This is a genomic window from Leisingera sp. ANG-Vp, from assembly GCF_000813725.1.
GTDB lineage: Bacteria > Pseudomonadota > Alphaproteobacteria > Rhodobacterales > Rhodobacteraceae > Leisingera.
The window spans coordinates 40,310-52,284 of sequence record NZ_JWLD01000002.1; the positions used below are offsets into that span (position 1 = coordinate 40,310).

Annotated in this window: 11 protein-coding genes; 5 read left to right on the forward strand and 6 right to left on the reverse strand. The window is 61.3% G+C overall.

Annotated elements, in window-relative coordinates:
* Positions 1-18 precede the first annotated feature (18 nt).
* Genes RA20_RS00385 through RA20_RS00395 form a run of 3 tightly spaced genes read right to left on the reverse strand, consistent with a single transcriptional unit; the run spans position 19 to position 2,689 of the window.
* Positions 19-933 carry a pseudouridine-5'-phosphate glycosidase gene (locus RA20_RS00385; protein ID WP_039123625.1) on the reverse strand — a complete coding sequence of 305 codons (915 nt, stop codon included), beginning with the start codon at positions 931-933 and terminating at the stop codon, positions 19-21.
* The gene (locus RA20_RS00390; RefSeq protein ID WP_039123627.1) at positions 930-1,838 is read right to left on the reverse strand and encodes a PfkB family carbohydrate kinase; all 909 of its coding nucleotides are present in this window, start codon (positions 1,836-1,838) and stop codon (positions 930-932) included. Before RA20_RS00390 ends, RA20_RS00385 begins: the two co-directional genes overlap by 4 nt.
* Positions 1,839-1,879: 41 nt before the next feature.
* Positions 1,880-2,689 carry a DUF4198 domain-containing protein gene (locus RA20_RS00395; protein WP_039123628.1) on the reverse strand — a complete coding sequence of 270 codons (810 nt, stop codon included), beginning with the start codon at positions 2,687-2,689 and terminating at the stop codon, positions 1,880-1,882.
* Here RA20_RS00395 and RA20_RS00400 point away from each other — a divergent pair.
* Positions 2,688-3,839, forward strand: a complete 1,152-nt coding sequence (locus RA20_RS00400; protein WP_039123629.1) for a HupE/UreJ family protein — start codon at positions 2,688-2,690, stop codon at positions 3,837-3,839. The two genes, RA20_RS00395 and RA20_RS00400, sit on opposite strands and share 2 nt — an antisense overlap.
* A 29-nt stretch (positions 3,840-3,868) precedes the next feature.
* Here RA20_RS00400 and RA20_RS00405 read toward each other — a convergent pair whose 3' ends face one another.
* Positions 3,869-4,501 (reverse strand): thiamine phosphate synthase, encoded by a 633-nt coding sequence (locus RA20_RS00405; protein WP_039123630.1) that lies wholly within the window; start codon positions 4,499-4,501, stop codon positions 3,869-3,871.
* Positions 4,502-4,682: 181 nt separating this feature from the next.
* On the opposite strand from RA20_RS00405, the gene RA20_RS00410 reads away from it, so the two are divergent.
* From RA20_RS00410 to RA20_RS00420, 3 genes are read left to right on the forward strand one after another with little or no spacing between them, the layout of a single operon-like run.
* Positions 4,683-5,435: an RNA methyltransferase gene (locus RA20_RS00410; protein WP_039124015.1), complete on the forward strand. Its 753-nt coding sequence runs from the start codon at positions 4,683-4,685 to the stop codon at positions 5,433-5,435.
* A 60-nt stretch (positions 5,436-5,495) separates the two neighbouring features.
* The gene (gene ctaA / locus RA20_RS00415) at positions 5,496-6,641 is read left to right on the forward strand and encodes a heme A synthase (protein WP_039123632.1); all 1,146 of its coding nucleotides are present in this window, start codon (positions 5,496-5,498) and stop codon (positions 6,639-6,641) included.
* A 3-nt stretch (positions 6,642-6,644) separates the two neighbouring features.
* Positions 6,645-8,114, forward strand: coding sequence for a carboxypeptidase M32 (locus RA20_RS00420; protein ID WP_039123633.1), 1,470 nt, complete (start codon positions 6,645-6,647; stop codon positions 8,112-8,114).
* A gap of 186 nt (positions 8,115-8,300) precedes the next feature.
* Here the strand turns inward: RA20_RS00420 and RA20_RS00425 are convergent, their stop codons facing one another.
* Together RA20_RS00425 and gyrA are read right to left on the reverse strand one after the other, a co-directional pair.
* On the reverse strand, positions 8,301-8,651 hold the full coding sequence (locus RA20_RS00425) for a DUF6614 family protein (protein WP_039123634.1): 351 nt from the start codon (positions 8,649-8,651) through the stop codon (positions 8,301-8,303).
* 118 nt (positions 8,652-8,769) lie between these two features.
* Positions 8,770-11,472, reverse strand: coding sequence for a DNA gyrase subunit A (gyrA, locus tag RA20_RS00430; RefSeq protein ID WP_241482191.1), 2,703 nt, complete (start codon positions 11,470-11,472; stop codon positions 8,770-8,772).
* A 223-nt stretch (positions 11,473-11,695) separates the two neighbouring features.
* On the opposite strand from gyrA, the gene RA20_RS00435 reads away from it, so the two are divergent.
* Positions 11,696-11,965: an usg protein gene (locus tag RA20_RS00435; protein WP_039123636.1), complete on the forward strand. Its 270-nt coding sequence runs from the start codon at positions 11,696-11,698 to the stop codon at positions 11,963-11,965.
* Positions 11,966-11,975: the final 10 nt, after the last annotated feature.

The following is an 11,975-nucleotide window of genomic DNA, read 5'->3' on the forward strand; positions in this document are numbered from 1 at the left end:
TTGGTCCGGAAAATCAAGTCATTGTGTCAGTTTGTTCAGTTCCTGTGCGATCTTTGCCGCCAGCCGGGCGTTGTTGCGCACCAGGGCGATGTTGGCAGTCAGCGAGCGGCCTTCGGTCAGCTCGAAGATCCGGCGCAGCAGGAACGGCGTGACGTCCTTGCCGGTGACACCCTGTGCGTCGGCTTCGGACTGGGCCTGGGCAATAACCGGAGCCAGATCTTCAGCAGCAATCTGAGCGTCTGCCGGGATCGGGTTGGCAATCAGCTGGCCGCCGGGCAGATCCATCGCCTGGCGGGTGGCGTGGGCGCGGGCGATCTGGGCGGGGTCATCCATCCGCAAAGGCGCTTTCAGATCCGATTGCGCCGACCAGAAGGCAGGGAAGCTGTCCTGGCCATAGGCGATCACCGGCACACCCTGGGTTTCCAGCACTTCCAGCGTCTTCGGCAGGTCGAGAATTGCCTTCGCACCCGCTGCCACAACGGTGACCGGCGTCTGCGCCAGTTCCATCAGGTCGGCGGAAATGTCGAAAGTGGTTTCGGCCCCCTTATGCACGCCGCCAATGCCGCCGGTTGCAAAAACACCGATGCCAGCCAGGCGGGCTGCGATCATGGTCGCGGCGACGGTTGTGGCGCCGGTGCTGCCGGTGGCGATGCAGGCGGGCATATCGGCACGGGAGATCTTGGCAACGCCCTTGGCTTGGCCCAGCGACTGCAGCTGATCGGGGTCCAATCCCACATGCAATACACCGTTCATCACCGCCATTGTTGCAGGCACGGCGCCAGCTTCGCGGATGTCCTGTTCGACTTGCGCCGCCACCTCGACATTCTGCGGATAAGGCATGCCGTGGGTGATGATGGTGCTTTCCAGCGCAACAATGGCGCGGCCCTCGGCCTTGGCGGCCTGGACTTCGGACGAATACTGGATCTCGATCACAGCGGGGGTTCTCCTGAAACGTAAGTGGCTGCGGCCTTGAGCGCCGAAGCCAATGCGGATTGGCGGTCCTCTCCGCGCGCTTCTGCGGCGATGTGGGCGGCCATGAAGGTATCTCCGGCGCCGGTTACGCGGGCAACCGTGACGCGGGGAGGGATAAGAGTGATGGCGCCTTCCGAAGTGGCTTCTGTAGCGGAACTGCCGCCATCTGTGACCAGTACCCGGGCCGCGCCGCGATCCAGCAGCACTTTGGAGGCAGTTTCGCTGTCAGTGAATTCAGACTGGCAGAGGATGCCGGCTTCCTCGAGATTGACATATAGCGTGCCGCGGGTGCGGCTGAGGAAGGGGCGCAGCCGTTCTGCCTTGCCGGGTGAGGCTGGGGCCACGCGCAGATCAGCTTTGGCAAAGGCCGGGCTGGCGGCGATGTCGTCCAGCAGCGAGAGCGTCAGGTTTCCGTCCAGGGCAACCTGGCCTGCAAAAGGTGCGGCTTCGGTGCCCAGAGTGCCATCGGACAGCGGGCGCAGGATCTTGTCGCCTGCGGCCTCCAGCGAATGGGCATCGGCAATCGCGGCAATCAGCCCGTTGGCGCCTTCCACGGCCATATAACGGTCAGTGGGCAGATCCTCAGAGCGGTAGACATAGTCTGTGATCAGGCCGAAGTGGCCGCAGGCATTGATCAGTTCATCGCCTTCCGGGTCGCGGCCCACGGCGGTCAGAAGCGCCGGTTTCATTCCGAAACGGGAGAGTGTCATGGCGATGTTCATGGCGACGCCGCCGGGCAAGCGGGTGATACGGCCTGGCATGTCGGAACCGCGCTGCATTTCCGTGGTGCAGCGGCCAATGATATCCCAAAGGACGGACCCGATGCACAGAATGCCGGGAGACTGAGGGGCTGAAGCTTGTGTCATAATGACCTATTGCCGCCTTTGGGCGGGCACTTCAAGCCGCATCACCGGATGGGGACAGCAAAGGTGAGCGACGCCCAAAGGCTTTCCCATACGTAATCTTTGCCTTTAGGGGCGGGACGCAGCACCACTGCATCCAACAGGTAGTCATGGCCCGGAGCAACGGGAATGGAGGCCTCGCCCTGCGGATCCGTCAACTGGGTGGTGACTGAGACAGTGCCGTCTGGCGCCCTTGAAAATATCTCAACCTGAGCCTGCGGCCGCGGGGCGCCCTGATAGAGGACCCGTACAGGCAGGCCATTGGCCAGGTCATCGGTATAGGGGTTGGCGAGGGCGAGGATTTCCGTTTCAAGACCGGTGTTGCTGTCGCTGCCTTGGCCGCTGCCAACCGCAACCAGCGCCTTGGCGTGGCGGGTATATTGCTCCGTGAACCCGGCCTTGGGCAGGCCAAGTGCTTCGTGCTGCGGCCGGACGCCTTCAAATCCCTTGTGGTCAATGAAGGCCTGAAACTCTTCCCAAGTGTCATAGGTCAGCGTTTGCGGCTGGGTCTGATGAATGAGGACAGCAAGCCCATCCCCTACGGCGTCCCCGGTGAAGGCGGGCATGTCGCCCATCCGGCCATGGTAAGGGGCTGCCGCTTTGCTCTGCATCACCTCGAACCGGGCAATGCGATGATCAAGATAGGGCTGCTCTGCGCCGTTGAATTCCTGCCCGTTGCGCAGCCTTGCCACAAGCGGTTCACCGGAATCGACTTGATATTTTTCCGGCTCAATCCAAAACTCGTGGGATAACAGCGGGGCGGACCCCAAAGTCAGGCCGGCACAAAGTATTGAGCAAAACAGGCGGGATTGCATGAGAGTTTCCTTGATTGCCGGCAGGTGCCTGACTTGGCTGCAGTTTCTATTTGCGCTGGTGTTCTGCACAGTTGCAATAGCTGCCGCCGGTGCCCGGGCGCATGAGGTGACGCCCGCCGTTGCTGACTTCTCGGTTAAGGAGGGGAAGATCACCCTGGACCTCCGCCTGAATGTTGAGGCCTTTGTCGCCGGGATCAATTTGGACGGGCTGTCGGACACCAACCAGACAGAGCAATCCGCCGACTACGACGAACTGCGCACCTTGGATGCCCGCGAGCTGGAGCCGATGGTGCGCCTCTTTACCGAGGAATGGCTGTCAACTTTTTCATTGCAGGCGGGCGGACCGGTTGAGCTGAACGTTTCAACGATCACCATTCCGGATGTCGGGGACGCCAACCTGCCGCGCGCGTCTTTTCTGGAACTGACCGGAGAGCTCCCTGCAGATGCCCGAAGCCTGCGCATTGCATGGCCTGTTGGATCCGGTGGTGTGGTCCTGCGGCAGAACGGGGTGGAGGCGCCCTATACCGGTTACCTGCAAGGGGGTGAGACCTCGCCGCCGATTGCCCTAGGCGGCGGTTCTGCTCAAACACCGGTCGAAGCCTTCTTGGAATACATTCCTGTGGGTTTCACCCATATCCTGCCAATGGGACTGGATCATATCCTGTTTGTGCTGGGGCTGTTCTTCCTCAGCCCGCGGGTTCGGCCGCTGCTGCTGCAGGTGAGCGTGTTCACCGTTGCCCATACCATCACCCTGGCACTGGGCGCGCTGGGCATGGTCAATGTGAACCCTGGCATCGTCGAGCCGCTGATTGCGCTGTCGATTGTTTTTGTTGCGGTCGAGAACATTTTCGTCCGCAGGCTGCACAGCTGGCGGACTTTTGTCATCTTCGGTTTCGGACTGCTGCACGGGTTGGGGTTTGCCTCGGTGCTGGGAGAGTTTGGCTTGCCGCCCAGTCAATTCCTGCCCGCTCTGATCGGATTCAACGTGGGCGTGGAACTTGGCCAGCTTACCGTGATTGCAGCGGCCTATTTGGGTGTTCGGCTATGGTTCGGGCGGCACCCGAAATACCGTGGCCGGGTGGCGATTCCGGCCTCGGTTACCATCGCGATGATTGGCAGCTACTGGTTTGTGGAGCGGGTGTTCCTGTAAACGCCCGCCAGTGAAGTCCAGCGAGGATTTCAGCCCATGGCCCGCATCAGCACCTTGAGCGCGGCCAGCGGGTCTTCGGCGTGCCAGATCTCGTCACCAATGCCAAAGAAGTCGGTATAGGGAGAGACCTCGCGCACCAGCTCTTCGGTCAGGCCGCCCTCGGCAACCACCGGCACTTCGATCATCTGCGACCACCACTGAAACAGATCCGCTTCGGCCTGCGCACCATCGCCAAGCCCGGAGGTACCTACGGGACCAAAGCTCACGTAGTCCACGCCTGCTTCGCCTGCGACCATGCCGTCATGCTGCGACGCACCGCAGAAAGAGCCGACAATGGCATCCGGACCCAGCGCCTTGCGTGCAGCGCGCACGGATTTGGAGGCATCCGTCAGGTGGACGCCGTCCAGTCCCAGACGCTCGGCCAGGATCTGGTGGTCCGAGATCACCAGCGCAACGTCCCGCTCCATGGTGACTTCGCGCAGCGCATCGCCCGCACGGCTCAGGGTGTCCTCGTCGCGGCTTGCCAGATCCAGGCGCACGCAGGCCACATCGACCTCATCCAGCACGCGTGCCAAAAGCCCGGGAAATTTGCCCAGCTCGAAACTCGGCGGGGAGATCAGATAGATCTGCGGCTGCTCGGGTGCTTCAGCAGGGCTTCCCATGGCGGTGCTCCATTGTTCAGGCATTTGCCGGTGTTTAGCGCATCTGCTGCAGGACGCAAGGATTTGCAGGCCTGCGGCAGGCAGTAAATGCCGCTGTTCAGGGTGCCGGACCTTGCCCCGGGCGCTTGCGGGGATTACAGCAGGGCGGATTTTACGCGCCAACCAACGGATGCCTGCCGCAATGCCCACCGATACGCCACAGCCCGCCTTTGTCCTGGTCCGCCCGCAGATGGGCGAGAATATCGGCGCCGCCGCGCGGGCGATGTGGAACTTCGGCCTGGACCGGATGCGCATCGTGGCGCCGCGCGATGGCTGGCCGAACCCCAAGGCGGTTGCCATGTCCTCGGGTGCGGGCCGCCTGCTGGACGAGGCGCAGCTCTGCGCCGATGTGCCCGAGGCGCTGGGCGACTGCACCTATGTCTTTGCCACCACTGCCCGCCAGCGCGGGCTGACCAAGCCGGTCTACAGCCCCGAACGCGCCATGCAGATCGCGGCGGAAAAGATTGCCGCAGGCGAAAAGGTCGCCGTGATGTTCGGCCCGGAACGCGCTGGCCTGGAGAACGACGATATTGCCAAGGCAAATGCCATCATCTCGGTGCCGGTGAACCCGCTTTATGCCTCGCTGAACCTGGGCCAATGCGTGCTGCTCACCGGTTACGAATGGATGCGCCAATCCGGCGAGGTGGTGCATGAGACCACGGACCTGGGCCGCAAGGGCGACTGGGCCACCGGAGTTGAGGTTGAGAAACTGGTGGAACACTACGAGGACCGGCTGGAAGAAGCGGGCTTCTTCTACCCGCCGGAAAAGGCCGTGGGCATGAGGACCAACCTGCGCAACCTGTGGTCCCGGATGCGGATGACCCGCTCTGATGTGCAGATGCTGCACGGGGTCATGCGGCAGATGGTCCGCTGGAAAGAACGCGGCGGCGAGTAAACCGCACTGGACCCTATCCAATTCCGCCCCTAGCTTGGCAGCAAAGAAGACGAGGCAAGCATGAGCAAGCGCAGCATTTTCGAAGAGGTCGAGGGCGAGAAGAAAGACACGCCCGCAGTGCAGCCGGGTCTGATTGACCGCGGCCGCGGCGGCGCCCGCAAGGCGATCCGTGCCTGGCTGATGGTGCTGTTTGCGCTGGTGGTGGCGATGATCGTTGTGGGCGGCCTGACACGCTTGACGGATAGCGGCCTGTCGATCACCGAGTGGCGGCCCGTGACCGGGGCTATCCCGCCGATGTCCGAGGTCGAATGGCAATCGGAGTTCGACAAGTACAAGCAGATCGACCAGTGGCGAATCCAGAACCAGTGGATGGAACTGTCTGATTTCAAAGAAATCTACTGGTGGGAATGGGGACACCGGCAGCTCGGCCGTGTTATGGGCCTGATCTGGGCCATTGGCTTTCTCGGCTTCCTTGTTGCGCGCAAGATACCTGCGGGCTGGACCACCCGCCTGGCGCTGCCCGGTATCCTGGGCGGTGTGCAGGGCGCCATCGGCTGGTGGATGGTGGCCTCCGGTGTGACCCAGGGGGAGGGGATGACGGCGGTTGCCTCTTACCGTCTTGCGGTGCATCTGGGGCTTGCCTTTGTGATCCTCGGCTTCATCGCCTGGTATGTGCTGATGCTGGGCCGGGAAGAACGCGAACTGATGCAAGCGCGCCGGGCCAAAGAAGCCAAGCTGTTCAGCCTCTCCACGGGCCTCATGCATTTCGCCTTCCTGCAGATCCTGCTGGGCGCGCTGGTCGCTGGCATCGACGCGGGCCGTTCCTATACCGACTGGCCGCTGATGGGCGGGCAAGTGATCCCGCCGAACCCTTTCATGATCGAGCCGCTGTGGAAGAATTTCTTTGAAAACCCTGGCCTGGTGCAGTTCATCCACCGGATGGCGGGCTATCTGCTGTTTGCCTTTGGCGTGGTGGCCTGGCTGCGCGGCCGCGGTTCGGCCCACACCCGCACCCGTTTCGCTTTTAACGCAGTCTTTGCGGCACTTTCTGTTCAGGTTCTCCTTGGGATCTTTACCGTGGTCTACGCAGCCCCGCTGCACGCGGCGATCACCCATCAGATTGTGGCGATTGGCATCTGGGCGCTGATCCTGCGGGCGCGTTTCCTGTCTGCCTATCCGATTGCAACCTCGATTAAGGATCATTGATTGATGAGCGCATTTGACGAACTGATGGCCTTCCAGCGTGAAACACAGGCGCTGGGACAGATTGCGGGCCGGCTGGGCTGGGACCAGGAAACCATGATGCCGCGCGGAGCAGCGCCGCAGCGGGGCGAGGAAATGGCCGCAATTGAGGCTGTTCTGCATGCGCGCCGCTCCGACCCGCGGGTGGCGGAGTGGCTTGAGAAGGCGGAAGCCCCGGATAAAGCCGGGGCCGCCCAGCTGCGGGAAATCCGCCGCAGCTATGAGCGCACCTTCAAAGTTCCTGCGGATCTGGCCAAGAAAATCGCTCAGGTGACATCCGAGGCACAGGGCAAATGGGCTGCCGCTCGCGCAGATGAGGATGTGGCCGCCTTCCTGCCGGTGCTGGAAGAGGTTGTTGCGCTGAAGCGCGAGGAAGGCCAGGCGCTGGCGGCCGGCGGTGACGTTTATGACGCCATGGTCGAGGATTATGAGCAGGGCATGACCGGGGCAGGGATCGCAGAGATCTTTGATGCCATGCGCCCCGGTCTGGTTGAATTGCGCGCCAAGGTGCTTGAGAAGCCTGCGCCAAAGGGGCTGGAGGGCAGCTTTGACGAAGCTGCGCAGATGAAGCTTACCCGCAAGATTGCCAAAACCTTCGGCTACGACATGGCCCATGGCCGCGTCGACAAGGCGGTGCATCCATTCAGCTCAGGCTCGGGGCTGGATGTGCGGATCACTACCAGAACCAGCGAAACCGACCCGTTCAACTGTTTCTATTCGACCATCCACGAGGTCGGTCACGGCGCTTATGAGCAGAACATCAGCCGCGATTACCTGCTGACCCCTCTGGGCAGCGGTGTGTCGATGGGCGTGCATGAAAGCCAGAGCCGGATCTATGAAAACCAGATCGGCCGCAGCCGGGCGTTCACCGGATGGCTGTTTGAGGAGATGAAAACAGCCTTTGGAGATTTCGGCATCTCAGATGCCGATGAGTTTTATGCCGCGGTGAACGCGGTGCATAAGGGCTACATCCGTACTGAAGCCGATGAATTGCAGTACAACCTGCACATCATGCTGCGCTTCGGCCTGGAGCGCGCGCTGATGAGCGGCGACCTGCAGGTGCAGGACTTGGAAGCGGCCTGGAACGACCGGTTCGAGGCGGATTTCGGCTATGCCGTGGATAAGCCTTCCAACGGCTGCCTGCAGGATGTTCACTGGTCAGTGGGCCTGTTCGGCTACTTCCCGACATACAGTCTGGGCAATGTCTATGCCGGCTGCCTGTATCAAGCGCTGCGCCGGGACGTGCCGGGGCTGGATGCGCAGCTGGCCGGCGGTGACACCTCTGGTGCGACGGATTGGCTGAAGGCAAACCTCCAGCAGCATGGAGGCCTGCGCAGCCCCCGCGATACCATCATTCACGCTGCAGGCGCAGAACCCGGGCACGCGCCCTTGCTGGCCTATCTGGAAGAGAAATTCAGCCTGATCTACGGGCTCTGACGACAGGCTGTCCAAGGCAGCGGGGCGGCGGAAATGCCGCTGCCCCGGAAATGCCGCATTTTAAGTATATTCTCTGAAACTCATGGGGATGTGAGTAAGAGAGTGAACCGATGCATACAGCCGTATCATACCTGATCTTTGCCAGCTTTGTGCTGGCGCCGACCCTGATCTGAGGGCGCTTCGTTCTCAGATCAAGGCCATCCGTTCCGCCCTCTCAGGGTCCGGGAACGGACGGTAGAGACCGGTCTCAGCCTTGGCGATCAGGGCCGAGACGTTTGAATAGAGACGTTCAACTTCTTCGTCGTGCTCTCCCAGCACCCTGAAGGCCTGGTCGAGCTGCGTCATGTCCTTGAATTCGATCTCCAGCAGAAAGTCCCGGCAAGTGTCGCTGGCCATGTTCAGCTTGCGCCGCAGCAAGCGCCAGCCAAGCACAACGCCGCGTTCCTGCAAATAACTCATCCATTGATCAACCGCGCTGGCAAAGCTCAGCGCTTTGGCTTCATGATGCAGATCGATGGAGCAATGGTAGAGGTTCATCACACGTCCCCTTGAAAAACAACTCAAGGGGCAGTCTGGCAGAAAAAGATTAGGCTGCGGTTAAACGCAAAGCGTCGCCCTAAAGGAGGGCGGCGCCATAAGCATGCGAGCGAAAGCCTTAGCTCTCTTCTTCCTCATCATCGCCATTCTCGGCAATCCAGGCGACCGATACAACTTCTTCGCCCTTGCCGGTGTTGAACACGCGGACACCGCCGGCCGAGCGGGAGCGGAAGGAAATGCCATCCACCGGAACCCGGATCGACTGGCCCTTGGAAGTTGCCAGCATGATCTGGTCATCCAGCTCGACCGGGAAGGAGGCCACGATCTCGCCGCCGCGCATCGCCTTGTCCATCGCGGTGACACCCATACCGCCGCGGCCGCGCACCGGGTAGTCATGCGAGGAAGACATTTTGCCGGAACCGCCGGTGGTGATCGTCAGGATCAGCATTTCCGCCGCCGACATCTCGGCATAGCGTTCCTGAGTAATCAGGCCGGGCGCGGCCTCTTCCTCATCCGTCTCGCCGTCATCGGCAATACCAGCTACCGCACGGCGCATCTTGAGATAGGCGGCGCGCTCTTCCGGGCTGGCGGTGAAGTGGCGGATCACCGACATCGACACCACGCGGTCTTCGCCGCTGAGCTTGATGCCGCGCACGCCGGTCGACTCACGCGAGTTGAACACGCGCACGTCAGTGGAGCGGAAGCGGATGGCGCGGCCCGAGTTGGTGAACAGCATCACATCGTCGTCTTCCGAGCAGATGCGCACATTGACCAGCTGGACGGAGCCGTCCTCGGGCAGCTTCATGGCAATCTTGCCGTTGCGGCGAACATTGGTGAAGTCTGACAGGCGGTTGCGGCGCACATCCCCGCCGGAGGTCGCAAAGACCACCTGCAGGTTTTCCCATTCCTCGTCCGGCACATCGACCGGCATAATGGCGGCAATGGAAACCCCGGTCGGGATCGGCAGGATATTGACGATCGCCTTGCCTTTGGAGGTACGGCCGCCCTGCGGCAAGCGCCAGGTCTTCAGCTTGTAGACCATGCCGTCGGTAGTGAAGAACAGAAGCTGGGTATGCGTATTGGCCACGAAGAGGGTGGTGATCACATCCTCTTCCTTGGTCTGCATGCCCGAGACACCCTTGCCGCCGCGCTTCTGGGCGCGGAAGTCAGCCAGCGGAGTGCGCTTGATGTAGCCGCCGGAGGTCACGGTCACCACCATGTCCTCGCGCTCGATCAGGTCCTCGTCCTCCATGTCGCCGGACCAGTCGACGATCTGGGTGCGGCGGGGCACGGCGAAGTTGTCACGCACTTCGCGTAGCTCATCGCCGATGATGCCCATGATGCGTTCGCGGGAAGACAGAATCTCAAGGTATTCCTTGATCTTGGCTGCCAGTTCTTCCAGTTCGTCGGTAACCTCTTTCACACCAATCTGGGTCAGGCGCTGCAGGCGCAGTTCCAGGATGGCACGCGCTTGTGTTTCCGACAGGTTATAAGTCCCGTCGTCGTTCATGGTGTGGGTCGGATCGTCGATCAGGCGGATGTAATCCGCAATATCGGCCGCCGGCCAGCGGCGGGTCATCAGTTTTTCACGCGCTTCAGCCGCGTCAGCGGAAGAGCGGATGGTGGCGACGATCTCATCAACGTTGGAGACTGCGACAGCCAGGCCGCACAGGATGTGGCTGCGTTCGCGCGCCTTGCGCAGGAGATGCGCGGTGCGGCGGGCAACAACGTCCTCGCGGAAGTCGATGAAGGAGGTGAGGAACCGGCGCAGGGTCAACTGCTCCGGCCGGCCGCCATTCAGCGCCAGCATGTTGCAGCCAAAGGAGGTCTGCATCGGGGTAAAGCGGTAAAGCTGGTTCAGCACCACCTCAGGCGTTGCATCGCGTTTCAGCTCCACCACAACCCGCACGCCGTTGCGGTCGGATTCGTCCTGCACGTGGGCGACGCCTTCGATCTTCTTCTCACGGACCTGCTCCGCGATTTTCTCGATCATTGCGGCCTTGTTGACCTGATAGGGAATCTCATCCACAACAATGGCATAGCGGTCTTTCCTGATCTCCTCGACCCGGGTTTTCGAGCGGATGATCACGCTGCCGCGGCCTTCAAGATAGGCCTTGCGGGCACCGGAGCGGCCCAGCATCACGCCGCCGGTCGGAAAGTCCGGACCCGGGATATAGTCGATCAGCTGTTCGCTGGTTAGATCCGGTTCTTCGATCAGCGCCAGAGTGGCGTCCACCACTTCGCCCAGGTTATGCGGCGGAATGTTGGTGGCCATGCCCACCGCGATACCGCCGGCGCCATTGACCAGCATGTTCGGGAACCGGGCCGGGAGAACGGTCGGCTCCTGGTCCTTGCCGTCGTAGTTGTCCTGAAAATCGACGGTCTCTTTTTCGATATCCGCGAGCAGCGCCGCGGCCGGCTTGTCCATGCGCACTTCTGTGTAACGCATTGCCGCCGGGTTATCGCCGTCCATCGAGCCGAAGTTGCCCTGGCCATCCAGCAGCGGCAGCGACATCGAGAAGTCCTGTGCCATCCGAACCAGCGCGTCGTAGATCGCGCTATCGCCATGTGGGTGGTATTTACCCATCACGTCGCCAACCGGGCGGGCCGACTTGCGGTAGGCCTTGTCATGGGTGTTGCCGGATTCGTGCATGGCATAGAGAATGCGGCGGTGCACCGGTTTCAGCCCGTCGCGCAGATCCGGGATCGCGCGGCTGACGATGACCGACATCGCGTAGTCGAGATACGAATTGCGCATCTCTGTCTCGATGGACACAGTGGGGCCATCGTACGCCGGACGTTCCGGCAGATTTTCTTCCATGTTTTCAGGAGTTTCCGGCGTATCGCTCACGTTGGATATCTGCTCTTCTTCTGAGGTCTATATCTTGTGTTTGCACCCTATCAGATACCGTATATGGGGCGCAAGCAAACAGCCCGGGAGGCCGTCGTCAAAGCGTTCACGCTGGGGTAACGCACTGTTTTTGCGGAAATTAACCATTTGCAGCCTAGCATCATAAGTAGAGGGCAAAAATTGGAGGCTGAAAATGGAGAGCAGCGAAACCGAACTGATGCTAAAAGGATATGGGCTGACCACGGCGGAATTCACCTACCGCATGCCTGACTACATCCATGTCCTGAATACTTTTGTCTGGCAGGAATACGATCTGGCGCCGGATCACCCAAGGCTGTTTGAGTTCATCGAATTCTGGCAGCGGGAGATCGAAGGTCCCCTGCATTCAGTGAGGTTTACCCACCGCAAGATGATTGGCCCGGGCGAGTGGCGCAATGTTGTCGGAGAATTTCAGATCCATTAGGTGCCGCGCC